This window comes from Streptomyces sp. NPDC028331, assembly GCF_055565775.1.
The window spans coordinates 335,235-358,461 of record NZ_JBVHTR010000005.1; the positions used below are offsets into that span (position 1 = coordinate 335,235).

A 23,227-nucleotide genomic window follows, 5' to 3' on the forward strand; every position below is an offset into this window, starting at 1 on the left:
GGAACCCCTGGCTAACGGTCCAGCGGTTCCAGGTCCTCGTCGTCGTCCAGTTCGAGCTCGTCGTCCTCCAGCTCCTCGTCGTCCGCCTCCTCGTCGAAAACGGAGCTGACGTCGAAACGGCAGACGACCCGCTGGGGATCGACCTGCTCGAAGGGCGCCTCCAGCCACTCCCCCGGCTCGGCCGGCTCCTCGGCGGCCACCACCCACAGCGTGGAGTCGCCCTCTTCGAGGCCGAACTCCTTGTGCCGGGAGGCGATCTCGTCCGGTTCGAACTCCCCGAAGAGCACGCCGAGCGCGCCATGGACGGTGCGGCCCGACGACTCCGGCCCGGGCTCCTCGTCCGCGGCCTCCACGCGCTCCGCCTGTGCCAGCAGCCGCTGGGGCTCCGCCACCGCGTAGTCGCGGCGGATCAGCACGCTCAGCGCGTTCGGTTCCTCGGGGCCCGTGTACGGAAGGGCTTCCTCCGCACCGGGGATCTCAAAGGGGGTGACCTCGTCGTAGCGGTCGTAGAGCAGTTCGTCGTACTCCTCGGCCGCCGCGGCCAGCTCGTTGAACGCCTCGTAGACGGCCGGGTCGTCCTCACCCGTCCTGCGCTCGACCGCGGCAAGGTGGCGGTCGAGTGCGGTCTTGACCGCCTCGGCGGCGGCGCGTACCTCGGCAGCGGTGGGCTGCGCAGCATCAGACATAGTGCAGACGCTATCCGTACCGGGCCCCAGCCCGCACAATAGATGCGATGCCGGAATACGAATTTGTCGACGTGTACGTGCCGCGCGGGGTCTCCCGCAAGGACGCCACACGCCTGCTGACGGATCATGCCGAGTACGGACACTGGGAGCTGGACCGCCTGAGCCTGCTGCGCGACGGCAGCCGCAAGGTGCGGTTGCGCAGGCGGATCATCCGCCAGGTGCGCGCCACGTGGTGAGCGAAGGTGACTGAAACGGATCGGGCCCCGCACGGACGGGGCCCGATCCGTTCGGCCCGCCACGGGGGGGGCAGGCGGTGCCGTTACGCGTGGGCCCGTGCCCTGCGGTAGAGCAGCGCGCCGCCGAGCAGGGCGCCCGCGCCGGCCGGTACGAGGAGGCCGATCGGCAGGTCGCTACCGGTGTGGGCGAGCTGCGCGGTGGCCGCGGGCTGGGTGAGGGACTGCCCGCCCGGGTGGTTGACGTGCCGGATGCCGCCGCCCGGCTGCTGCGGCGTACCGGGGTGACGGGGCGTGCCCGGAGGGGTGGTGGTGCCGCCGCCGGGAGGCGTCGTACCGCCACCGCCGCCGGGCGGGGTCGTTCCGCCGCCGGGGGGCGTCGTACCGCCACCGCCGCCGGGCGGGGTGGTGGTGTGGCCGCCGCCCGGGTTGGCGCAGTCGTTGCCGCCGGCCGGGTTGCCGATTCCGCCCACGTTGACGGAGTTGCCGCAGACGTTGACCGGCACGTCCACCGGCACCTGCACGGTGTTGCCGGAGCCGACGCCGGGTGAACCGCCGGTGTGCCCGCCCGCGTGGGCGCCGCCACCGGTGTGGCTGCCGTGGCCGGTGTTCGCGCACGTGTTGCCGACCGCCGGGTTGAGCAGCCCGATGACGTTCACGGTGTTCCCGCAGACGTTCACCGGGACGTGCACGGGCACCTGCACCAGGTTGCCGGACAGCACGCCGGGCGAGTTCGTGGCGGAGCCGTTCGCTCCCGCGTCGGCGTGCGCGTAACCGCCGGTGACGGCGAGGACGCCGGTCGCCGCCGCCATGGTCATCAGGCCCTTGCGGGTGACCTGTCGCATTGCTGATTTCCCTGTCTTCGAGCTGGTCGTGAACCTTCGGACCGCGTCCCGCGCGGTGGGCGTGGACGCGGAGGAACCGCTGACCGGACGGCCCCGGAGCGCGTGGCACGCACTCCGGGGCCGACGGACTCACACCCTCATGGGGTTCGGGCCCCTCATGGGGTGAGGCACCAGGTCAGTGGTTGATGCAGGTGTTGCCGAAGGCGGGGTTCAGCAGCCCGATCACCGAGATCGTGTTGCCGCAGACGTTCACCGGGACGTGCACCGGAACCTGGATCACATTGCCGGACACGACACCCGGGGAGTGCGTGGCGGCACCCTGGGCGCCCGAGTCGGCGACGGCCAGACCCGCACCCGCGAGAACCAGACCACCGGTGGCAGCCGCAGCAGCGACGACCTTCTTGATCATTATTCCTCCTTGTTGGCAAAGCGGTCCAAGCCTCGGACCGCATCACCTGTAACGAGGAGGGAGTAATGGAGCTACGAGCGTATGGTCGCATTCACTCGTCCCGGGGTGTTCCCGTACGCGCTGGCGAATACCGCACGGGAACGACGCCGCCTCAGGACGCGTCGATGAACCGGTCCAGCACCCGCACGCCGAACTTCAGCGCGTCCACCGGCACCCGCTCGTCGACCCCGTGGAACATGCCCGCGAAGTCCAGCTCGGGCGGCAGCTTCAGCGGCGCGAAGCCGAAGCCACGGATGCCGAGGTCGTCGAAGGACTTGGCGTCCGTGCCGCCGGAGAGCATGTACGGGATCGCCTTGGCGGCCGGGTCCTCGGCCAGCAGCGCCGACTGCATCGCGTCCACCAGCGCCCCGTCGAAGCCGGTCTCGACGGCCTTGTCGGAGTGCACGTCCTCGCGCCGGACGTGCGGCCCGAGGATCCGGTCCAGGTCGGCGAGGAACTCCTCCTCGAAGCCGGGCAGGAAACGTCCGTCGACGTGTGCGGTGGCCTCGCCGGGGATGACGTTGACCTTGTAACCGGCGTTGAGCTGGGTGGGGTTGGCGGTGTTGCTCAGGGTCGCGCCGATGAGCTTGGCGATGCCGCCGAGCTTGGCGAGGGTGCCCTCCATGTTCTCCGGGTCCAGTTCGGTGCCGAGCGCGTCGCCGAGTTCGTCGAGGAAGGCCCGCGTCGTCTTGGTGACCCGTACCGGGAACTTGTGCCGGCCGAGGCGTGCCACGGCCTCGGACAGCTCGGTGATCGCGTTGTCCCGGTGGATCATCGATCCGTGGCCCGCGGTGCCGGCCACGGTGAGCTTCATCCAGTGCATGCCCTTCTCGGCCGTCTGGATCAGGTAGAGCCGCCGCTGCTCGCTCACGGTGAACGAGAACCCGCCCACCTCGCTGATGGCCTCGGTGACGCCCTCGAAGAGGTCCCGGTGGTTGTCGACGAGGTACCGGGCGCCGTAGGTGCCGCCGGCCTCCTCGTCGGCGAGGAAGGCGAGGACGATGTCGCGCGGCGGCCTGCGCCCGCTGCGCAGCCGGTCGCGGACGACCGCGAGGGTCATGGCGTCCATGTCCTTCATGTCGACCGCGCCGCGCCCCCACACGCATCCGTCGGCGATCTCGCCGGAGAACGGGTGGTGCGTCCAGTCGTCCGCGTTGGCCGGTACGACGTCGGTGTGGCCGTGGATGAGCAGCGCGGGACGCGAGGGGTCCTCGCCCTGGATGCGGGCCACGGTGGAGGCACGGCCCGGGTGCGACTCGAAGATCTCGGGTTCGAGGCCCACCTCGGCGAGCTTCTCCGCGACGTACTCGGCGGCCCTGCGCTCGCCGGGACCGGAGTGGTCGCCGTAGTTGCTGGTGTCGATCTGGATCAGCTCACGGCAGAGGTCGACGACCTCGTCCTCGCCGGTGACGCTCCTGGCCGTGCCGGTGTCGGTCACGCTGCTTCCTCCCGGTCTCCTGCTGGTGGTTCCCCTCATCCTCTCTCCGACCCCCGCCGCACCCCAAGGTGCGGTCCGGCCCGTCACAGGCCGTTCACGCGGGAACGGGGTGTGATCGAACGCCGCCGAAAGCCTGGTAATGTTTTCCTCGTCGCCGCGGGGGAAGCCCGCACGACAGACACCTTGTCCGGGTGGCGGAATGGCAGACGCGCTAGCTTGAGGTGCTAGTGCCCTTTATCGGGCGTGGGGGTTCAAGTCCCCCCTCGGACACGTGACCCGAAGGGTGCCGACCGGTTCCGGTCGGCACCCTTTCGCGTGTGGCCCACCTCTCGAGCGGTTCCTAGACTCGAGGTGTGGCCCGGGCCAACGAAGAGGTCGAGGCGCTGCTGCAGGAGTACGCGGACCTCGTCGCGATCACGGGAGGCGACGCCTTCAAGGTGCGCGCCTACGAGAAGGCCGCGCGTGCCATCGGCGGCCACCCGGCCGACATCTCCCACCTGGACGCCGACGGACTGCGGGACATCCCGAACGTGGGCAGGTCGATCGCCGAGAAGGTGATCGAGTACCTGCGCACCGGCACCGTCGCGGTGGTCGAGGAGCGCCGGGCGAAGATCCCCGCCGGGGTGCGGGAGCTGATCACGATCCCCACGCTGGGGCCGAAGAAGGCGCTGCGGCTCTACGAGGACCTGCACATCTCCTCGGTGAGCGAGCTGGCGGCCGCGATCGAGGCGGACGCCCTGGCCGATCTGAAGGGGTTCGGCGAGAAGACGCAGGAGAACATCCTGCACGGGATCCGGCTGATGCAGCAGGCGGGCGGCCGTATCCCGATCCATCTGGCGCTGGACACGGCGGAGGAGATCGTCGCCGAGCTGTCCCAGGTCACCGGGTGCAAGCGCTGCACGTACGCGGGGTCGCTGCGACGGATGAAGGAGACGATCGGCGACATCGACGTCCTGGTCGCGGCGAAGCGGTCGGCGCCCTTCATGGAGGCCCTGGAGGCGCTGCCCGCCACCGCTGAGGTGATCGCGCACGGCGAGAAGAAGACGTCGATCCGCACCGCCAAGGGCGTCCAGGTGGACCTGCGGGTGCTGCCGCCGGACTCCTGGGGCGCCGGGCTGCAGTACTTCACCGGGTCCAAGGCGCACAACATCCGTACCCGCACCATCGCCGTGCGCCAGGGCCTGAAGCTGTCCGAGTACGGCCTGTTCGACACGGGCAGCGGGGAGTCGGTCGCCTCCCGCAGTGAGGAGGACGTGTACGCGCGGCTGGGCCTGCCGTGGATTCCGCCGACGCTGCGGGAGGACCGGGGGGAGATCCAGGCGGCGCTGCGCGGCGAGCTGCCGGAGGTGGTGACGGAGCGGGACGTGCGCGGTGACCTGCACACGCACACGAACCTCACCGACGGGCTGGCGTCGCTGGAGGCGATGGTGGAGGCGGCGGCCGAGCGCGGCTACGCGTACTACGCGGTCACCGATCACGCGCCGAACCTGTACATGCAGCGCATGACGGACGAGAAGATCCTCGCCCAGCGGGAGGAGCTGCGGGCGCTGGACGGCGCGCACCACGGGATGCGGCTGCTGCACGGCACCGAGCTCAACATCGGTGCCGAGGGGGACGTGGACTGGCCGGGCGCGTTCCTGGCCGGTTTCGACCTGTGCGTGGCCTCTCTGCACTCCCACTTCGACCTGGACCGCAAGGCGATGACGCGGCGGCTGGTGCGGGCCTGTGAGAATCCGCACGTCAACATCATCGGTCATCCGACCACCCGTCTGATCGGCAAGCGGCCGGGCGTGGACGCCGACTGGGACGAGGTCTTCGCGGCCTGTGCCCGCACCGGCACCGCGCTGGAGATCAACGCCCAGCCGGACCGGCTCGACCTGTGCGACGAGGACATCCTGCGGGCCCGGCAGCACGGCGTGAAGTTCGCCGTGAACACCGACGCGCACTCCGTGCTGCACCTGGCCCACCTGCGCTACGGCGTCGGCACCGCGCAGCGCGGCTGGCTCACCGCGGACGAGGTGATCAACACCTGGCCGCTGCGGCGGCTGCGCCGGTTCCTGGCCAAGGGCAGGTCTGGGTGAGGTGGAAGGGCGTTTGCCCTACGGCGGACCGGAGACCCGACAGATGTCCCCGCAACTCGTGGGACGCGATACGTGAGGGGGTGCCGCAGTGACTGAGAACAGCATGGGTGACGAGGTCTACCAGCCCCAGCAGGACGAGGACGTCGTGGAGGACATGAGCCCGCTGGAGTCCCCGGACAGCCTGGAGAACCGGGTTGTGGAGCCCATGGAGGAGGGCTACTCGCCGCCGGAGAAGCCTCTGGCGGTGAACGACGTGGGCACCACCGCCGCCGAGCAGCGCGAGGGCGAGACGCTGGACGAGCGGCTGGCCCGGGAGGTGCCCGAGGGCACGGTCCCGGTGGGCGACGAGATCGGGGACGTGGCCGGCGGCGAGGGCGAGCCGAGGGACGACGAGGTCGGCGGTCCGGACGCCGGGCGGCTGGTCGCGCCGGACGAGGGCGCGCACGAGGACACCGACGCGGAGGCCGTCGCGAACGATGTCGGGTTCGACAGCGGCGCCCGCACGGCCGAGGAGGCTGCGGTGCACGTCGTGCCGGACGACGAGGACGAGGACGAGCGGTAGGTCGACGCGACGAGCGGTGGGTCAGCGCGGGGAGCGGAGCGTGAGCGTGTCGTCGGGTCCGCGCTCGACGCGGGCGCCGAACTCCCGGCTGAATCCGTCGAGGACGCCGCACAGCCAGGCGGTGTCCTCGTGCGTGGCGTGCTCCAGCCGCATCCGGCGCGCCTGGAGCGGCACGATGCGGGCACCGGTCGTCCGGCCGCTGTCCGGGTCGACGGTCACCAGGTACACGAGGCGCAGGTCGTCGCGGTAGCGCTCGTAGCCGCCGATGCCCTCGTAGTCGTCGACGAGGTCGCCGCAGCCGTAGAGGACGAGCCTGCCCCGGTAGGTCTCCAGTGGGCGCGGGTGGTGGGAGGAGTGCCCGTGAACGATGTCCACGCCCGCGTCGACGAGCGCGTGGGCGAAGCGGATCTCGGCGCGGGAGACGTCGTAGCCCCAGTTGGGGCCCCAGTGGACGGAGGCGACGGCGATGTCCCCGGGGCGTTTGAGCTGCCGGAGCCGGGCGGCGAACCCGGCCGCCGCGGCGACGGTCGGGCCCGCGACGAAGTCGATGCCGGACCGCTCCTCTGTGGCGGCCCATTCCTCCGGGATGCCGCTGGACGGCATGCCGAAGGAGAACACCAGTACGCGTCCGCCCCCGCTCAGGGGGATGATGGCGGGCCGTCCGGCCTCGGAGGCGTCCCGGCCCGCTCCGGCCGTTCGCAGTCCCGCCGCGGCCAGTGAGTCGAGGGTCTCCTCGAGGCCGCGCCGGCCGAAGTCGAGGACGTGGTTGTTGGCGAGGGCGCACACGTCCGGGCGCAGGGCGGTGAGGCACGGCAGGTTGGCGGGGCTCATCCGGTAGTGGACGCCCTTGCCGGGCGCGAACTCCGCCTCGCCGGTGACCGCGGTCTCCAGGTTGACCAGCCGCACGTCGGGTGCGGCGTCCTCGAGGACCGGCAGCGCCTCGCCCCAGGGCCAGGAGTAGTCGACCGGCTGGGGGATCGGCCCGTTGGCGGCCTCGGCCAGGCCGACGTAGGCCCGGGCGTCGTGGATGTAGGTCTCGCGCAGCGCCGGGTCGCCGGGGTGCGGGAGGATCTGGTCGACGCCCCGGCCGAGCATGACGTCCCCGCACAGGAACAGGGTGACCGCGCCCGTGTGCACTCTCCCACGCTAAGGCGGTCGCGGGCGCCGCGCGAAGGGTGCCGGTCACGCGGAGCGTGCGGGTCACACGTGGGCGGGGGCCATGTGGTCGGTGAACCAGTCGCGGGCCAGGGTGGTGACCGCCTCCAGGGCGCCCGGCTCCTCGAACAGGTGGGTGGCGCCGGGGACGACCGCGAGGTGGTTCTCGCAGCGCAGCCGGGCCTGGGCCTGCCGGTTGAGGTCGAGGACGAGCGGGTCGGCGCCGCCGACGACGAGCAGTGTGGGTGCGGTCACCTCGGGCAGGCGCGGTCCGGCGAGGTCGGGCCGGCCGCCGCGGGAGACGACGGCGGCGATGCGCGCCCCGGGCTCGGTGGCCGCCCACAGCGCGGCCGCGGCCCCCGTGCTCGCCCCGAAGTAGCCGACGGCGAGCCCCTCCGTCTCCGGCCGGGTGCGCAGCCAGCCGGTGGTGCCGGCGAGCCGCCCGGCGAGCAGCCCGGTGTCGAACACGTTGGCCCGGTCTTGCTCCTCCTCCTCGGTGAGCAGGTCGAACAGCAGCGTGCCGAGCCCGGCCCGGTTCAGGCCCTCGGCCACGAACCGGTTGCGCGGACTGTGCCGGCTGCTGCCGCTGCCGTGGGCGAAGACGACGATCCCGGTCGAGTCCTCGGGCACGGTCAGCCGTCCGCCCAGGCGCACGGGGCCGGCGGCGACCTCCACCTCCTGGTCCACGGTCCGGGTGCGCCCCGCCGTGCGCTGCAGGCAGGCGGCCACTTCCGCGTCGTCGACCTGGGCGAAGTCGGCGTAGAACTGGCCGACCGCGAAGAAGACCCGCGGCGCGTCCAGGCAGACCAGTTCGTCGGCCTCGTCGGCGAGCCGCTCGGTCCAGTCCTGCGGCGCGACGGGCACGGCCAGCACGATCCGTGCCGCACCCCGGGCGCGGGCGATCCGGCAGGCGGCGCGCGCGGTGGACCCGGTGGCGACCCCGTCGTCGACGACGACCACGGTGCGGCCCTCGACGGGGACCGGTGAGCGTCCGCGCCGGTAGTGCCGGCCCCGGAGTTCCAGCACCTCCCGCTCGCGCTCCTCGACCCGCGCCAGTTCCTCGGGGGTGACGCGGGCCTCCCGCACCACCGCGTCGTTGATGACGCGCACCCCGTCCTCGCCGATCGCCCCCATTCCCAGCTCCGGCTGGAAGGGCACGCCCAGTTTGCGGACCAGGCACACGTCCAGCGGCGCCCCGAGCGCTTCGGCGACCTCGGCGGCGACCGGGACCCCTCCTCTGGGCAGCCCCAGCACCACGAGGTCCCGGCCCCTGAGGTGCCTGAGGCGTGCGCCCAACTGCCGTCCGGCTTCGAGACGATCGCTGAAGACCACGATGCAGCCTCCTCATTCCCGGGGGGACCAGAGCGGTGCGGGCGGGGGCTTCTCGGGCGCCCCGGCCGCCGTGATGTCACCGACGGCGGCGGCGACCAGCCGGTGGCCCAGGGCGATCAGGGCCCGTCCGGCGGCGAGTTCGTCGCCGATCTCGGGCACCGCCGTGTCGTACGGGCTGCGGCGGGCCTCCGCGTGGCTTTCGACCACGTTCTCGCCGGTGTCCAGGACGGCCCGGGCCGTGGTCGCGGGGTCGTGTTCGGACAGGTACAGATGCAGCGTCCACTCCTTGGCGGACACAGGGCGGCTGTCGGCGGCTCGGGTCATCGTCCGTCCCTCCTCAGCGGGCGAGGCAAGGGGACTGAAAGGGATGCGGCCCTCTTCCACTGTGACTCCGATGGGCGCGGGACGCACGGTCCCCGCGGGTGCGCGGGGCCCGGCAGAATGGCGGTCATGACCACGCGTTCCTGCCCGTGCGGGCTGCCCGAGGCGTACGAGGACTGCTGCGGCCGCTTCCACACGGGGGCCGCCGCCGCGCCGACCGCCGAGGCGCTCATGCGGTCCCGGTACAGCGCCTTCGTCCGGGGCGACGCCGGGTATCTGCTGCGCACCTGGCATCCGCGCACCCGGCCGGCACGGCTCGACCTCGATCCGCGGATGCGGTGGACGGGGCTGGAGGTGCTGGGGACGACGGAGGGTTCGGCGTTCCACTCCACGGGTACCGTGACCTTCCGCGCCTCCTACCGCGGTGGCTCGCTGTACGAGCGCAGCCGGTTCGAGCGGGTCGACGGAGCGTGGGTGTACGTCGACGGGGACTTCCTCGACCGGGACTGACGGCTCGTGACGGCTCCCGGTGCCGTCACGGCGCGAGGATGTCCAGTTCGTGCAGCGCGCCGACGGTGATCTCGCGGGTGAGCTGTTCGGCGCGGGCCGCGTCGCCCTCCCGTACCGCTTCGGCGACCTGGACGTGCAGGGTGACCGCGGCCGGGTCGGGGTCCTCGAACATCACGTCGTGGTGGGTGCGGCCCGAGAGGACCTCCGCGACCACGTCGCCGAGGCGCGCGAACATCTCGTTGCCGGACGCCTCGAGGATCACCCGGTGGAATGCCATGTCGTGGACCAGGTAGCCCTCCAGTCTGTGCCCACGTGAGTTGGCCACCATCCCGAGGGCGCACTCGGTGAGTTCGGCGCACTGCTCGGCGGTGGCGTGACGCGCGGCGAGGCCGGCCGCGACCGGTTCGATCGCCGAGCGCAGCACGGTCAGCGAGCGGAGCTGGCGCGGGCGGTCGGCGCCGGCCAGCCGCCACCGGATGACCTGGGGGTCGTAGACGTTCCACTCGGAGGGGGGCAGGACGGTCACGCCCACCCGGCGGCGGGATTCCACCAGGTGCATGGACTCCAGGACGCGTACCGCCTCACGCATCACGGACCGCGACACCTCGAAGTGCTGGGCGAGTTCGTCGGTGCGCAGCACGCTGCCCGGCGGGTACTCGCCCGCGGTGATGGCGGGGCCGAGGGTGTCCAGTACATGGCCGTGCAGCCCCCGGCCCGGTGTGCTCATGCACTCAGCGTACGAGGAAGGTCACGACAAGAAAAAGTCAGACTTATATGTCACAGAGTCTTGAATTCGTCGTACCTAATCGGTTTCAGTGACGTCGACACCAGATGTCGACGAAGACAGCGAGAGCACGATGCAGCATCTGCGGACCCCCCACGTCGTGGTGGTCATGGGCGTCGCGGGCACCGGCAAGACCACCATCGGTCCCCTGCTTGCGGCCCGGCTCGGCGTTCCGTACGCCGAGGGCGACGACTTCCACCCCCCGGCCAACATCGCCAAGATGTCGGCCGGGATCCCGCTCGACGACGCGGACCGGTGGCCCTGGCTCGACGCCATCGGCGCCTGGGCGCACGAGCGGGCGGGGCTGGGCGGCGTGGTCAGCAGCTCGGCGCTCAAGCGGGCGTACCGCGACCGGCTGCGGGCCGCGGCTCCCGGCGTCGTCTTCGTGCATCTGACGGGCGACCGCGGGCTGATCGAGGAACGGATGGCGCACCGCCAGGGGCACTTCATGCCCACGGCGCTGCTGGACTCCCAGTTCGCCACGCTCCAGCCGCTGGAGGCTGACGAGCCCGGGGTCGCGGTGGACGTCTCGGGCAGCCCCGAGGAGATCACCGCCCGCGCCGTGAACGCCCTGCGCGACCTCGAGCCGTCCTCCGCGCGGTCCCCGCAGTAACCCCCCGGCCCTCGGCGACGGCCCTCTCCCCAGGGGCCGCCGGGGGTCATCCCCACCCGAAACCGAGAGTTCCTCTCCTCACTCCAAGGGACACCCGTGACCAGACTCAGCGTCGAGATGCTGGCAGCGGACACCGTCGAGCCGATCACGGCGGCGGGCCACGCTCAACTGGGCATCGCGGCGGTGGCGGGCATCGCCGTCATCGTGCTGCTCATCACCAAGTTCAAGCTCCACGCCTTCCTGGCCCTGACCATCGGCTCGCTCGCGCTGGGCGCGTTCGCCGGGGCGCCGCTCGACAAGGCGATCACCAGTTTCACCACCGGTCTCGGCTCGACCGTCGCCGGTGTGGGCGTCCTGATCGCGCTCGGCGCGATCCTCGGCAGGCTGCTCGCCGACTCCGGCGGCGCCGACCAGATCGTCGACACGATCCTCGCCAAGGCCAAGGGCCGTGCGATGCCCTGGGCGATGGTGCTGATCGCCGCGGTGATCGGGCTGCCGCTGTTCTTCGAGGTCGGCATCGTGCTGCTGATCCCGGTCGTGCTGATGGTCGCCAAGCGCGGCAACTACTCGCTGATGCGGATCGGCATCCCCGCGCTCGCCGGCCTGTCCGTGATGCACGGCCTGGTCCCGCCGCACCCCGGCCCGCTCGTGGCGATCGACGCGGTCAAGGCGAACCTCGGCGTGACGCTGGCGCTCGGCGTGCTGGTCGCCATCCCCACGGTGATCATCGCCGGTCCGCTGTTCTCCAAGGTCGCGGCCCGCTGGGTGGACGCCCCGGTCCCCGACCGCATGATCCCTCCGCGCGCCTCCGAGGACCTGGAGCAGCGCCCCGGATTCGTGGCCACGCTGGTCACCGTGCTGCTGCCGGTCGTGCTGATGCTGGCGAAGGCGCTGGTGGACATCGTCGTCGACGACCCGGCCAAGATGGTGCAGCGGGTCTTCGACGTGGTCGGCTCGCCGCTGATCGCACTGCTCGCCGCCGTGATCGTGGGCATCTTCACGCTGGGCCGCCCGGCCGGGTTCGGCAAGGCGCGGATCTCCGAGCTCGTCGAGAAGGGCCTCGCACCCATCGCGGGCATCCTGCTGATCGTGGGCGCGGGCGGCGGCTTCAAGCAGACGCTGATCGACTGCGGCGTGGGCCAGATGGTCCTCGACATATCGAAGGACTGGTCGATCCCCGCGCTGCTGCTGGCCTGGCTGATCGCGGTGGCGATCCGGCTCGCAACCGGTTCCGCGACCGTGGCGACCGTCTCGGCCGCCGGTCTGGTCGCGCCGCTCGCGGCCGACATGTCGACCACCCACGCGGCCCTGCTCGTGCTCGCCATCGGCGCCGGCTCCCTCTTCCTGAGCCATGTCAACGACGCCGGGTTCTGGCTGGTGAAGGAGTACTTCGGGCTCAGCGTCGGCCAGAACCTGAAGACCTGGTCGATCATGGAGTGCATCATCTCCGTGGTCGCCGGCGGACTGGTCCTCCTGCTCTCGCTCGTGATCTAGGAGTGGTACGGCGATGACGGCTCACCCCCTCTTCGACATCGGCGGCCGTACGGCGCTGGTGACCGGCTCCAGCCGGGGCATCGGGCTCGCGCTCGCCCGCGGGCTGGCGCAGGCCGGCTGCACGGTGGTCCTCAACGGACGCGACACCGACCGGCTCACCAAGGCCGCGGCGGAACTGCCGGGAGACGTGCACACGGCCGCGTTCGACGTGACCGACGGCGCCTCGGTCGCCGCCGGAATCGCCGAGGTCGAGGAGCGGGTGGGCCCGCTCGACATCCTGGTCAACAACGCGGGCATGCAACTGCGCGCTCCCCTGCTGGAGTTCACCGACGCCGACTGGCACCGGATCCTGGACACCAACCTGACCAGCGCGTTCCTCGTCGGCCGTGAGGCGGCCCGGCACATGACCGAGCGCGGCCACGGGAAGATCATCAACATCTGCTCGCTGCAGAGCGAGGTGGTCCGCCCGGGGATCGCCCCGTACGCGGCGACCAAGGGCGCGCTGAAGATGCTCACCAAGGGCATGTGCGCGGACTGGGGTCCGCACGGCGTGCAGGTCAACGGGCTCGGCCCCGGCTACATCGAGACCGAGCTGACCCGGCCGCTCGTGGAGGACGAGGAGTTCAGCGCCTGGGTGCGCAGGCGCACCCCGGCCGGGCGCTGGGGGCGTACGGAGGACCTGGTGGGCGGGGTGCTGTTCCTCGCCTCCCCGGCGGCGGACTTCGTCAGCGGGCAGGTGCTGTACGTCGACGGCGGCATGACGAGCGTGCTGTGAAGGGGGCCACCAGGATGTCGGCGGTGCCGGGTTGCGTCATCCACGGCCAGGGCGACCTGCGGGTCGACGAACTGCCGGTCCCGGAACCGGGCCCCGGGCAGGCGCTGGTCGCCGTCCGCTTCGGCGGGGTGTGCGGCTCGGACCTGCACTACTGGCGGCACGGCGGGGTCGGGGACTTCCGGCTCAGGGAGCCGATGGTGCTGGGGCACGAGGTGGTGGGGACGGTGGTCGGCCACGGTGACGGCGTCTCAGGTCCCGCTGCCGGTACGGCCGTCGCCGTGCACCCGGCCACTCCCTGCGGGGTGTGCCCGGAGTGCGCGGGCGGGCGGCGCAACGTGTGCCGGGACACGCGCTACCTGGGCAGCGCGGCCCGGTTCCCGCATGTACAGGGCGGCTTCGCGGCGCGTCTGGCCGTCCCGGCCGAGCAGCTCAGGCCGCTCCCGGCCGGTCTGGAGCTGCGCCGGGCGGCGCTCGCCGAGCCGCTGTCGGTGGCGCTGCACGCGGTGCGCCGGGCCGGTGAGGTGGCCGGCCGGCATGTGCTGGTGACCGGCGCGGGTCCCATCGGCTGCCTGGTGGTCGCGGCGGCGCGGGCGGCGGGCGCGGCCCGGATCACGGTCACGGACCTGCTGCCTCAGGCGCTGGAGTTCGCCGCGGCGGCGGGCGCCGACACCCTCGTACGGGCGGACGACCCGGACGATGCGGGGTGGCCCGCCGAGGTGGACGTGGCGGTGGAGGCGTCGGGGGTCGCCGCCGGGCTCGACACCTGTCTGCGGCTGGTCCGCCGGGGCGGTGTCGTGGTGCAGCTCGGCATGCTGCCCCCGGGACAGAGCCCGTTCGCGGGCAACCTGCTGGTGAGCCGGGAGATCGACCTGCGCGGGGCGTTCCGCTTCGACTCGGAGTTCGACGACGCGCTCCGCCTGCTCGCCTCCGACCCGGCGTTCGACGCGCTGATCAGCGAGGTGGTTCCGGTGCGGGACGCGGAGTCGGCGTTCGCGCTGGCGGCGGACCGGAGCCGGTCCTGCAAGGTGCTGCTGGACTTCGGGCCGTCCGTCTGAAGGACCCCTGAGGGGGTCCTTGCACTCCCTGATCCGGCGGCGGGCCGGACGGCTCCGGGCGGGCCGCTTCCCGCGGGAGCGTTCCTCCCCCTGGCCTCGGCGGCGGCGACGCCGGCCCGGATCGTCGAGGCCCCTCGGCCCACGGCCTGGGCACCGGGCGCCGGCCGTGGCCGAGCGGACCGCCGACCGGGCCGTGGCCGCAGGTGACGGCAGGGACGGGCGCGCGCGGCCGGTCGAGGCCGTCACGGCTACGGGCGCCACAGCGGGTGTTCCCGCTCCGCCCAGTCGCGGCTGACCAGGCCGGTGCGCAGGCCCCGACGGGACTCCGGGTCGCCGAGGGCCATGCCGATGTGACCGGCCAGGACCACCCCGATCGTCAGGGCGAGCCAGTCGTGGACGAACGTCGCCGAGGTGCGCCACATCAGCGGGGTGAGATGGGTGAACCACATCAGCAGCCCCGTTCCGAGCATCACCAGGGTGGCGCCCGCGAGCCACGCCGCGTACGTCTTCTGCCCCGCGTTGAACTTGCCCGCGGGACGGGAGGCGCGGCGGTGGTCGCGCCGCAGGGCCGCACGGAGCCAGACCCGGTCGTGCGGCCCCCAGCGGTTGAGGTGGCCGAGGTCCGCGCGGAAGGCCCGGGAGGCGAGGCCGAGCAGGACGGGGACCGGGAGCAGCACGCCGGCCACCTCGTGGACGCGTACCACCAGTTCGCGGCGTCCCACCAGTTCCGCGAACGCGGGGATGTAGAGGCAGGCCGCCGTCACCACGCACACCCCCATCAGGGCGGCCGTCGCGCGGTGGACCCAGTGCTCCGCGCGGGTGAAGCGGCGTACCCGGGCCGGGGCGGCGACGGGTGGCTGCGGGGCGTCAACTCGTGGGGGCATCGTCGCGTCCGTTCGACCGGCCGACCCAGGCGTCGACGTCATAGCCCCGCTCCTCCCAGTACCCCGGGCGCACGGCGCGGGTGACGGTGATACCGGAGAGCCACTTGGCGGACTTGTAGAAGTACATGGGGGCGACATACAGCCGGACCGGTCCGCCGTGGTCGTGGCTCACGGGCTTGTCCTGCATCTTCAGGGCGACCAGGACGTCGTCGCGGCGCGCCTGGTCCAGGGTCAGGCTCTCGGTGTACGCCCCGTCGAAGCAGGTGAAGCGGACGGCGCCGGCGGAGGAGTGCACGCCCGCGGCGTCCAGCAGGGCGGACAGCCGTACGCCCTCGAACGGCGTCTTCGGCACCCGCCAGCCCGTGACGCACTGGACGTCGTGCACGAGCCGGGTCTGGGGCAGGGCGCGCAGGTCGGCCAGGGTGTAGGTCTTCGGGTGGTCGACCAGGCCGTTCACGCTGAGCCGGTAGCTGCTCTCGCCGAGGTGCGGGACGGACGCGGTCACCGAGTAGTAGCGGAAGCCGCCGCCGTTGGGCAGCAGCCCGGTCAGGCCCGTCGGGTCCTTGCCGGAGACGCCGGCGAGGAAGGACTCCATGCCCCGCTGGAGGGCGGGCGCGGCGGCCACGCCGAGCGCGCCGAGACCCAGGGTGCCCAGCACCACCCGGCGGCCGATCGGGGTACCGGTCGCCGGGGGCTCCGGAGCCTGCCCCTCTTCCGGTTCTTCCGGTCGTTCAGGGTTCACACAACGATTCGAGCACCCGGCACCCCCTCGACGCCAGGGGCGCCGGGTACCCGTCAGGATTCCGTAACCACTTCTCACCGGGTTCTCAGCGAGTGGATCACCGTTGGGGCCCGGTCACGCGCTCGACTCCGCCGCCTTCTCCAGTCGGAACGCCTCGTTGCCCAGGCCGATGCGGGCGTGCGCCTGCGGGTTGCGGGAGCGCAGCAGCAGGCCCTGGGCCAGGCCGAGCACCAGGGCGACGCCGATGATCGCGGGGAGCAGCCAGCCGAGCGCGGAGTCCGGGCCCGTGCCGACCAGGTCGTCGAAGTCCTTGACCGTGTAGCCGGCGATCACCAGCAGGGCGACTCCCGCCACCGCCGAGGTGGCCAGCCGCCATGCCTGGGCGCGGGCCGAACCCCGGCGGGCGAAGAAGACGATCACGGAGGCGGAGGCGGCCACCATCAGCACGGTGACGCCGAGCGCCCCGACGCTGCCGAACCAGGTGAACAGGTGCAGTACGGGCGCGGTCGGGTCCCCGTCGGGCTTGTCGTCGGTCACCGCGAACGCGATGACGATCACCGCGGACACGGCACTCTGCAGCAGCGAGCCGGTGCCGGGGGCGCCGCTCGTGCCGGTGGTGCGTCCGAATGCGGCCGGCAGCAGACCCTCCCGGCCCATGGCGAACGCGTACCGGGCGACCACGTTGTGGAAGCTGAGCAGCGCCGCGAACATGCCGGTCACGAACAGTACGTGCAGTACATCCGTGAAGGTGTGCCCGAGGAGGGACTCGGTCAGCCAGAACAGCAGCCCTGCGCTCTGCTTCTGTGCGGCCGGGACGATCTGGGAGGGCCCGGCGGCGACCGTCAGGGCCCAGGAGCTGATCGCGAAGAGGGTCGCGACGAAGCCGATCGCGAGGAACATGACACGGGGCACCAGGACGTGCGGACGGCTGGTCTCCTCCGCGTACACCGGCGCCTGTTCGAAGCCGGTGAAGGCGGCGATGCAGAAGCACAGCGCGGTGCCGACGCCCGCCCCGGTGAGGGTGTCCGGGTTGAAGGCGTGCAGGGACAGCCCCTCCTTGGAAGGGTCGGCGACGGCCGCCACGTCGAAGACGACGACGAGCGCGACCTCGATCAGCAGCAGGACGCCGAGCACGCGCGCGTTGACGTCGATCTTCAGCCAGCCGAACGTGCCGACGACGAGGACGGCCGCCAGTGCCGGGATCCACCAGGCCACCTGGACGTCCAGATAGGTGGCGAACAGTCCCGAGACCTCGAAGCCGAAGATGCCGTAGATCCCGAACTGCAGCGCGCTGTAGGCGACGAGGGCCACCGCCGCCGCGGCCGCGCCCGCGGTGCCGCCGAGGCCCCGGGAGATGTACGCGTAGAAGGCGCCCGCGTTGTGGACGTGGCGGCTCATTTCGGCGTATCCGAAGGAGAACAGGGCGAGCACCACGCCGAGGACGACGAAGAGCAGCGGCTGGCCGACGATGCCCATCACCCCGAATGTGGTGGGCATGACACCCGCGACCACCATGAGGGGGGCGGTCGCCGCCAGCACGGACAGCAGCAGGCCCGGGGTGCCGAGCCGGTCGGCGCGCAGGGCGCGTTGCTCCCCCTTGAAGGTGTGGATGGTGCCGCCGTCGGCGGCGGCCGGTCTGCTCGTGCTCGAACTGCCGGTCGTCATCGCGCGGTTGTCCTTTCGGAGACCTTGAACGGGACTGTCGGGGCTTTCGGGCTTTTCGGGCTGTCCGGGTCTCGTGGCGCTTTCGGTGCTCGTGGCGCTCCTGACCCTTGCCGGACCGTCGCTGTCGTCACGCCGTACCCAGCGACCTCTCCCGCGCCGCACGGAACGCCTTGTAGGGGTCGCGGTCGGGGTAGGACCACGGCGCGGGGGTCGCGTACGAGCCGATGCGGTGGAACAGGGCGGCGGCCTCGGCGCCCCGGCCCTCGCAGTACTTGGCGTGGGCCAGGAAGTTCAGGTCGACATGGCGGCGCGGGTGGTCGTCGCGCTCCCACTCCAGCCACCAGTCGAACGCCGCCTTCATCACCTGGCGGGCCCGCCGTCCCACCCAGTGTCCGGAGGCGACGGGGTCCGGCGGCTCGCTGCCCGTGGCGGCCAGCACGCGGTAGCGCTCGGCGTGCGCGACGACCGGGAGGATGGCGAGCGGCGAGTCGGCGGGGGCCTGTTCGGCGGCCCAGTTGGCGAAGTCGTAGACCTCGTGCAGCGGGTCCTGGCCGGCGTCGGCGCGGCGCTCGGCGAGCCGGGCGACCACCAGGTGGTGCGCGTGGTGGTGGTCCGGGTAGCGGGCGCGCACCTCGTCGAAGAGGCGGATCACGTCCTCCTCGGTGCCGAGCGACCGCTCCAGGATCAGCAGGCCCAGCCAGGGTGTCGGATCCTCGGGGGCGAGCGCCGCGGCGGCCCGGCAGGCCTCGCGGGCCGCGTCCGGGCTCTCCTTGCCGTTCAGCGCGCGGTGGACGACGGCGTGGGCGACGAGGACGGCGGCGCAGGGCGACTCCGGTTCGGCGAGCTGCCAGTCGCGCGCCCAGGCGAGCGCCGTGGGCTCCTGGGCGAGGACGGTGACGCGGTGACCGCGGCGGTCCCAGTCGTCCCGGGTCGCGGCCAGCAGGGCGCGCACGGTCGCCCATCGTCCGCGGGCGAGGGAGGCCCGGGCGGCGATGAGTTCGGTGTCGTCGAGCGCGGCGTCGAAGAGCCGGTCCGCGCGCTTGCGGGCACGGCCGAACGCCGGTGGGGGTGGGGGTGGCACCGCGGTGATTCCTTACCGAACGCGGCTCGTCGGAGTGCGGTCACGCACAGCAAACCCAACACCGACGGTGTGCGTCAAGGGCGTATCGAAACACATACACGTGTCAACTGCGCTGTGCCGCAGGGGGTGTTGACCACACAATCGCTGCGAGGACGCGGGACGGGGCGGTCGTCGTGGTGCCGGCGCTCCCGCCCCGCGTGCGCTCAGCCGACCGCCTTCGCCGCGGCCCGTCCCGCCGTACGGCCCGAGAACAGGCAGCCGCCGAGGAACGTGCCCTCCAAGGAGCGGTAGCCGTGCACTCCGCCGCCGCCGAAGCCCGCCGCCTCGCCGGCCGCGTACACGCCCGGCAGCGGGTCGCCGCCCTCGCTCAGCACGCGCGAGGACAGGTCGGTCTCCAGACCGCCGAGCGTCTTGCGGGTGAGGATGTTCAGGCGCACCGCGATCAGCGGGCCCGCCTTCGGGTCGAGGATGCGGTGCGGGGCCGCCGTACGGATCAGCCGGTCGCCGAGGAAGCGGCGGGCGCCGCGTATCGCGGTGACCTGGAGGTCCTTGGTGAAGGGATTGAGGATCTCCCGGTCGCGCGCCACGATCTCGCGGCGCAGCTCGGCCTCGTCGATGAGCGGTTCCTTGGTGAGCGCGTTCATGCCGCGCACCAGCGCGCCGAGGTCCTTCTCGACGACGAAGTCCACCCCGTGGTCCATGAACGCCTTGACCGGACCCGGCACGTCCGCGCGGGCCCGCACCAGCACGTCCCGGACCGACTTGCCGGTGAGGTCGGGATTCTGCTCGGAACCGGAGAGCGCGAACTCCTTGCCGATGATCTTCTGGTCGAGCACGAACCAGGTGTAGTCGTACCCGGTCTTCATGATGTGCTCGAGCGTGCCGAGGGTGTCGAAGCCGGGGAAGAGCGGGACGGGCAGCCGCCGGCCGCGGGCGTCCAGCCAGAGGGAGGACGGGCCGGGCAGGACGCGGATGCCGTGGTTGTCCCAGATGGGGTCCCAGTTGTGCAGGCCCTCGGTGTAGTGCCACATCCGGTCGCGGTTGATCAGGCGGGCGCCCGCCTCCTCGACGATGCCGAGCATCCTGCCGTCGACGTGCGCGGGCACGCCGGAGACCATGCGTTCCGGCGGGTTGCCGAGGCGCGCCGGCCAGTTGGCGCGGACCAGGTCGTGGTTGCCGCCGATGCCTCCCGAGGTGACGATCACCGCCTGGGCCCGCAGCTCGAAGGAGCCGGTGACCGTGCGGCTGCTGGCCTTGCCCCGCGGCACGTCCGACGGTTCCAGGATCTCGCCGGTGACGGTGTCGACGGCGCCCGCGCTGCGCGCGAGGCCGGTGACGCGGTGACGGAACCTCAGCTCGACGAGGCCGCGCGCGACCCCGGCCCGTACCCTCCGCACGAACGGGGCGATCACGCCGGGGCCGGTGCCCCAGGTGATGTGGAAGCGGGGGACGGAGTTGCCGTGGCCGTTGGCGTCGTAACCGCCGCGTTCGGCCCAGCCCACCACGGGGAAGAAGCGCACGCCCTGCCCGTGCAGCCACGCCCGCTTCTCGCCGGCCGCGAAGTCGACGTACGCCTCGGCCCACTTGCGCGGCCAGTGGTCCTCGGGGCGGTCGAATCCGGCCGTGCCCAGCCAGTCCTGGAGGGCGAGAGCGTGGCTGTCGCGGATCCTGAGGCGGCGCTGCTCCGGGGAGTCCACGAAGAAGAGGCCGCCGAAGGACCAGAACGCCTGGCCGCCCATCGACTGTTCGGGCTCCTGGTCGAGGAGGATGACCTTCCGGCCGGCATCCACGAGTTCGGCGGTCGCGGTGAGCCCGGCGAGGCCTGCCCCGATCACGATGACATCAGCGTCGTAGGGCATGCGCCCGTCCTCTCCAGGTGACGACCAGTCCGTTTCCTTGTTACCGACGGGTCAGATCCTTCGGCAGAAGAGTGATGGCGTCAACCGGATGTTTCCGGGTACTCGCCCCCGTCGGCAAACTCACGTCGTCCGCCGCGCGGACACGTGCGCCGCCGTGCGGCAGCGGGCGGGCACCCGGGGCGGAAGGAGTCCCGGGGGAGGGTCGTTGGGGCCTTCCCGGAGCCGGACGGGGGCGCGGGCCGCCCGGCGTGGCGTACGAGCGGGAGCGTGCCGAGAAGTTGTCAAGCACGGGCGGGTCACAGCCGGGAGCGCTACAGTCAGCGTGATACGCATCCCGTGACCCCGCTGAATCATTGAGGTACACAGCGTGTCGGTACTGGTTCTGGCTCTCGCCGTGAGCGCGGCCTTCTGTCTGGGCACCGGGTTCGTCCTGCAACAGAACGCCGCTCAGCAGGCGCCGCTCAGCGACTTCCTCTCGCCCCGGCTGCTGCTGGACCTGATGAGGGTGCCGCGCTGGCTCGGCGGGATCGGCCTGATGGTCGCGGGCATGATCCTCAGTGCGGTCGCGCTGTCCCAGGGCGAGGTCTCGCTGGTCGAGCCGCTGGTCGCCACGAACCTGCTGTTCGCGCTCGCCCTGTCCCGCCGGCAGACCCGGCAGCCGCTCGGGCGCCAGGGCTGGATTGGGCTGTTGCTGCTGGCCGGCGGTGTCACGGCGTTCATCGTGGCGGGCCGGCCCAGAGCGGGCGACGCGGTCACCGATCCGGTACGGCACTGGGTGATCATCGGGGTGATGGTGGGCGCCGCGCTGCTCCTGACGACGTATGCGAAGAAGTCACGGCTGATCATCGGACCGGTGCTGCTGGCGCTGGCGGCGGGGCTGTTGTACGGAGTGCAGGACGCCCTCACCCGGGTCAGCGGGCAGCGGCTCACGACGGGCGGGTGGGCGGAGTTCGTCACGGGCTGGCAGCCGTACGCGGTGCTGGTGCTCGGGGTGACCGGACTGGTACTGGTGCAGAGCGCGTTCGAGACGGCGCCGCTGCGGATGTCCCTCCCGGCGCTGACCGCGGCGCAGCCGCTGGCCGGGATCGCGTGCGGAGTGGGCTTCCTCGGCGACCGGCTGCGCACCGACACGGGAGCGCTCGCCTGGGAGGCGGCCGGTCTCGCGGCGATCGTGCTGGGCATCGTGCTGCTGGGCATGCACCCGGCGATGCCGCCGGGGCTGGGGGAAGTGGAACGGGAAAGGGACCTGCAGCCGAGGTGAGGCCGGGCTGTTGCCCGTCGCGGCGCGCAGCGCGGCGGGACCTCGCGACCGGCGGGCGGGAGCGCCTGGTTGGATGGCCCCATGAGTGCCGCTGACGAGCTTCTGGACATCGTGGACGAGGACGACCGGGTCGTCGGGCGGTCGCCGCGCGGTGAGGCCTATGCGCGGGGGCTGCGCCACCGGTGTGTGTTCGTGCTGGCGCGCGACGGCGACGGACGGGTGTTCGTGCACCGCCGCACCCCCACCAAGCTCGTGTTCCCCTCCCTCTACGACATGTTCGTCGGCGGGGTCGTCGGCGCGGGTGAGACCTATGACGACGCCGCGCTGCGCGAGGCCGAGGAGGAGCTCGGTGTCAGCGGGCTCCCCCGGCCCGAGCCGCTGTTCAAGTTCCTGTACGACGACGGCGCCGGCCGGACCTGGTGGTCCGCGGTGTACCAGGTCCGCTGTGACCTGCCGGTGAACCCCCAGGCGGAGGAGGTCGCCTGGCACACCTTCCTGCCGCAGGACGAGCTGGAACGGCGGCTGCCGGAGTGGGAGTGGGTACCGGACGGGCTCGCCGCGTACCGGCGGCTCCAGGAGCACCTCAGGTCCACGGGCTGAACGCGGCGCGGCGCGGCGCCCCCGGTAGGGTCCTGCCCGTGAGCGAATTCGTACGGAACGTCCGGCTGTGGTTCGCGCCCCAGGAGGTCCGTGAGGAAGGCCGTACACCCGACTACCGCTTCTCCCTGGCCAACGAGCGCACCTTCCTGGCCTGGCTGCGCACCGCGCTGGCACTGATCGGCGGCGGCTTCGCCGTGGACCAGTTCCTGCCCCACCTGCGCTGGGCCTGGCGCGTCGGGCTCGCCCTCGCGCTGCTCGGCTCCGGAGTGCTGTGCTCGCTGCGCGCCATCAACCACTGGGTGCGCTGCGAGCGGGCGATGCGGCGCGGCGAGGACCTTCCCACCTCACGCTTCCCGGCGGTGCTCAGCCTCGCCGTCGCGGTCGTCGCGGTCGCCATGGTCGTCGTCGTCCTCGTCGGCTGGGCCGGATGAGCGCCCCGGCGGGCGAACGCGACCCGGGGCTCCAGCCGGAGCGCACCCGGCTCGCCTGGCGCCGCACGACCCTCTCCTGCACCGTGGCCGCAGTCCTGGCCGCGAGGACGGCACTGCACGGCAGGACGACGGGCGGCTTCGTGGCCGTCGCCCTGTGCTGCCTGCTCTGGCTGGGCTTCCTGCTCCTCGCCGCGCGCCGCATCCAGGCCCTGGCGACCGCCGAGGCCGGCCACCCCCCGCTCCTGACGCCCCGCCGCGCCGCCGCCGCGACCCTGTGCACGGCCGCCCTCGCGGTGTGCGCGGCTGTCCTGGTGGTGTGAGTGACGGGAACCCCCGGTAGCGACCGACTCGTCGCCGGCTGGCAGGCTGTTC

Annotated in this window: 25 protein-coding genes and 1 tRNA gene; 13 read left to right on the plus strand and 13 right to left on the minus strand. The window is 72.4% G+C overall.

What is annotated here, in order from left to right:
* Positions 1 to 11: 11 nt before the first annotated feature.
* Entirely contained in the window at positions 12 to 686 is a 675-nt protein-coding gene (locus ACZ4SW_RS09520) for a hypothetical protein (RefSeq protein WP_468240107.1), read from the minus strand.
* 47 nt (positions 687 to 733) lie between these two features.
* On the opposite strand from ACZ4SW_RS09520, the gene ACZ4SW_RS09525 reads away from it, so the two are divergent.
* Positions 734 to 922, plus strand: coding sequence for a DUF5703 family protein (locus ACZ4SW_RS09525; protein WP_030053310.1), 189 nt, complete (start codon positions 734 to 736; stop codon positions 920 to 922).
* A gap of 83 nt (positions 923 to 1,005) precedes the next feature.
* Here the strand turns inward: ACZ4SW_RS09525 and ACZ4SW_RS09530 are convergent, their stop codons facing one another.
* The 3 genes from ACZ4SW_RS09530 to ACZ4SW_RS09540 form a co-directional block, all read right to left on the minus strand.
* A complete protein-coding gene (locus ACZ4SW_RS09530; RefSeq protein WP_468240111.1) occupies positions 1,006 to 1,764 on the minus strand; it encodes a chaplin in 759 nt (252 codons plus the stop codon).
* Positions 1,765 to 1,939: 175 nt separating this feature from the next.
* Complete coding sequence (gene chpH, locus ACZ4SW_RS09535; protein ID WP_103839114.1) at positions 1,940 to 2,173, minus strand: chaplin ChpH; 234 nt, start codon at positions 2,171 to 2,173, stop codon at positions 1,940 to 1,942.
* A gap of 151 nt (positions 2,174 to 2,324) precedes the next feature.
* Positions 2,325 to 3,650, minus strand: coding sequence for a M20/M25/M40 family metallo-hydrolase (locus ACZ4SW_RS09540; RefSeq protein WP_468240113.1), 1,326 nt, complete (start codon positions 3,648 to 3,650; stop codon positions 2,325 to 2,327).
* A 185-nt stretch (positions 3,651 to 3,835) separates the two neighbouring features.
* On the opposite strand from ACZ4SW_RS09540, the gene ACZ4SW_RS09545 reads away from it, so the two are divergent.
* The 3 genes from ACZ4SW_RS09545 (at position 3,836) to ACZ4SW_RS09555 (ending at position 6,293) form a co-directional block, all read left to right on the plus strand.
* Positions 3,836 to 3,920 (plus strand) — tRNA-Leu (locus ACZ4SW_RS09545).
* A gap of 83 nt (positions 3,921 to 4,003) precedes the next feature.
* Complete coding sequence (gene polX / locus ACZ4SW_RS09550) at positions 4,004 to 5,731, plus strand: DNA polymerase/3'-5' exonuclease PolX (RefSeq protein WP_468240115.1); 1,728 nt, start codon at positions 4,004 to 4,006, stop codon at positions 5,729 to 5,731.
* Between the two features lie 88 nt (positions 5,732 to 5,819).
* Positions 5,820 to 6,293: a DUF5709 domain-containing protein gene (locus ACZ4SW_RS09555; RefSeq protein ID WP_468240118.1), complete on the plus strand. Its 474-nt coding sequence runs from the start codon at positions 5,820 to 5,822 to the stop codon at positions 6,291 to 6,293.
* 21 nt (positions 6,294 to 6,314) lie between these two features.
* Here the strand turns inward: ACZ4SW_RS09555 and ACZ4SW_RS09560 are convergent, their stop codons facing one another.
* The 3 genes from ACZ4SW_RS09560 to ACZ4SW_RS09570 all read right to left on the minus strand — a co-directional run bounded on the left by ACZ4SW_RS09560 (position 6,315) and on the right by ACZ4SW_RS09570 (position 9,104).
* Entirely contained in the window at positions 6,315 to 7,430 is a 1,116-nt protein-coding gene (locus ACZ4SW_RS09560; RefSeq protein WP_468240120.1) for a CapA family protein, read from the minus strand.
* A gap of 63 nt (positions 7,431 to 7,493) precedes the next feature.
* Positions 7,494 to 8,780 (minus strand): phosphoribosyltransferase family protein, encoded by a 1,287-nt coding sequence (locus ACZ4SW_RS09565; protein ID WP_468240123.1) that lies wholly within the window; start codon positions 8,778 to 8,780, stop codon positions 7,494 to 7,496.
* Positions 8,781 to 8,792: 12 nt separating this feature from the next.
* Positions 8,793 to 9,104, minus strand: a complete 312-nt coding sequence (locus ACZ4SW_RS09570; RefSeq protein ID WP_468240125.1) for a dsRBD fold-containing protein — start codon at positions 9,102 to 9,104, stop codon at positions 8,793 to 8,795.
* 126 nt (positions 9,105 to 9,230) lie between these two features.
* Between ACZ4SW_RS09570 and ACZ4SW_RS09575 the strand changes: the two genes are divergently transcribed.
* The gene (locus tag ACZ4SW_RS09575; RefSeq protein WP_468240129.1) at positions 9,231 to 9,611 is read left to right on the plus strand and encodes a YchJ family protein; all 381 of its coding nucleotides are present in this window, start codon (positions 9,231 to 9,233) and stop codon (positions 9,609 to 9,611) included.
* A 25-nt stretch (positions 9,612 to 9,636) separates the two neighbouring features.
* On the opposite strand, the gene ACZ4SW_RS09580 is transcribed toward ACZ4SW_RS09575, so the two are convergent.
* Positions 9,637 to 10,338 (minus strand): FadR/GntR family transcriptional regulator, encoded by a 702-nt coding sequence (locus ACZ4SW_RS09580; RefSeq protein ID WP_468240132.1) that lies wholly within the window; start codon positions 10,336 to 10,338, stop codon positions 9,637 to 9,639.
* A 130-nt stretch (positions 10,339 to 10,468) separates the two neighbouring features.
* Between ACZ4SW_RS09580 and ACZ4SW_RS09585 the strand changes: the two genes are divergently transcribed.
* The 4 genes from ACZ4SW_RS09585 (at position 10,469) to ACZ4SW_RS09600 (ending at position 14,332) form a co-directional block, all read left to right on the plus strand.
* Positions 10,469 to 11,008: a gluconokinase gene (locus ACZ4SW_RS09585; protein ID WP_468240135.1), complete on the plus strand. Its 540-nt coding sequence runs from the start codon at positions 10,469 to 10,471 to the stop codon at positions 11,006 to 11,008.
* 96 nt (positions 11,009 to 11,104) lie between these two features.
* Positions 11,105 to 12,502: a GntP family permease gene (locus tag ACZ4SW_RS09590; protein WP_468240137.1), complete on the plus strand. Its 1,398-nt coding sequence runs from the start codon at positions 11,105 to 11,107 to the stop codon at positions 12,500 to 12,502.
* A gap of 13 nt (positions 12,503 to 12,515) precedes the next feature.
* Complete coding sequence (locus tag ACZ4SW_RS09595) at positions 12,516 to 13,277, plus strand: glucose 1-dehydrogenase (RefSeq protein WP_468240140.1); 762 nt, start codon at positions 12,516 to 12,518, stop codon at positions 13,275 to 13,277.
* 14 nt (positions 13,278 to 13,291) lie between these two features.
* Positions 13,292 to 14,332, plus strand: a complete 1,041-nt coding sequence (locus ACZ4SW_RS09600; RefSeq protein WP_468240142.1) for an L-idonate 5-dehydrogenase — start codon at positions 13,292 to 13,294, stop codon at positions 14,330 to 14,332.
* Positions 14,333 to 14,580: 248 nt separating this feature from the next.
* On the opposite strand, the gene ACZ4SW_RS09605 is transcribed toward ACZ4SW_RS09600, so the two are convergent.
* From ACZ4SW_RS09605 to ACZ4SW_RS09625, 5 genes are all read right to left on the minus strand, one after another.
* Positions 14,581 to 15,216 (minus strand): cytochrome b/b6 domain-containing protein, encoded by a 636-nt coding sequence (locus tag ACZ4SW_RS09605; RefSeq protein WP_468240145.1) that lies wholly within the window; start codon positions 15,214 to 15,216, stop codon positions 14,581 to 14,583.
* Positions 15,200 to 15,958 carry a molybdopterin-dependent oxidoreductase gene (locus ACZ4SW_RS09610; RefSeq protein WP_468240148.1) on the minus strand — a complete coding sequence of 253 codons (759 nt, stop codon included), beginning with the start codon at positions 15,956 to 15,958 and terminating at the stop codon, positions 15,200 to 15,202. Before ACZ4SW_RS09610 ends, ACZ4SW_RS09605 begins: the two co-directional genes overlap by 17 nt.
* 114 nt (positions 15,959 to 16,072) lie before the next feature.
* A complete protein-coding gene (locus ACZ4SW_RS09615) occupies positions 16,073 to 17,623 on the minus strand; it encodes an APC family permease (protein ID WP_468240151.1) in 1,551 nt (516 codons plus the stop codon).
* A gap of 127 nt (positions 17,624 to 17,750) precedes the next feature.
* The gene (locus tag ACZ4SW_RS09620; RefSeq protein WP_468240153.1) at positions 17,751 to 18,704 is read right to left on the minus strand and encodes a hypothetical protein; all 954 of its coding nucleotides are present in this window, start codon (positions 18,702 to 18,704) and stop codon (positions 17,751 to 17,753) included.
* A 203-nt stretch (positions 18,705 to 18,907) separates the two neighbouring features.
* Positions 18,908 to 20,563 (minus strand): FAD-binding dehydrogenase, encoded by a 1,656-nt coding sequence (locus ACZ4SW_RS09625; protein ID WP_468240156.1) that lies wholly within the window; start codon positions 20,561 to 20,563, stop codon positions 18,908 to 18,910.
* A 367-nt stretch (positions 20,564 to 20,930) separates the two neighbouring features.
* Between ACZ4SW_RS09625 and ACZ4SW_RS09630 the strand changes: the two genes are divergently transcribed.
* The 4 genes from ACZ4SW_RS09630 to ACZ4SW_RS09645 all read left to right on the plus strand — a co-directional run bounded on the left by ACZ4SW_RS09630 (position 20,931) and on the right by ACZ4SW_RS09645 (position 23,175).
* Complete coding sequence (locus ACZ4SW_RS09630) at positions 20,931 to 21,824, plus strand: DMT family transporter (RefSeq protein ID WP_468240158.1); 894 nt, start codon at positions 20,931 to 20,933, stop codon at positions 21,822 to 21,824.
* An 81-nt stretch (positions 21,825 to 21,905) separates the two neighbouring features.
* Complete coding sequence (locus ACZ4SW_RS09635; protein ID WP_468240161.1) at positions 21,906 to 22,424, plus strand: NUDIX hydrolase; 519 nt, start codon at positions 21,906 to 21,908, stop codon at positions 22,422 to 22,424.
* A gap of 38 nt (positions 22,425 to 22,462) precedes the next feature.
* Complete coding sequence (locus ACZ4SW_RS09640) at positions 22,463 to 22,855, plus strand: YidH family protein (RefSeq protein WP_468240164.1); 393 nt, start codon at positions 22,463 to 22,465, stop codon at positions 22,853 to 22,855.
* Complete coding sequence (locus tag ACZ4SW_RS09645; RefSeq protein WP_468240166.1) at positions 22,852 to 23,175, plus strand: DUF202 domain-containing protein; 324 nt, start codon at positions 22,852 to 22,854, stop codon at positions 23,173 to 23,175. Before ACZ4SW_RS09640 ends, ACZ4SW_RS09645 begins: the two co-directional genes overlap by 4 nt.
* The last annotated feature ends 52 nt before the right edge of the window (positions 23,176 to 23,227 follow it).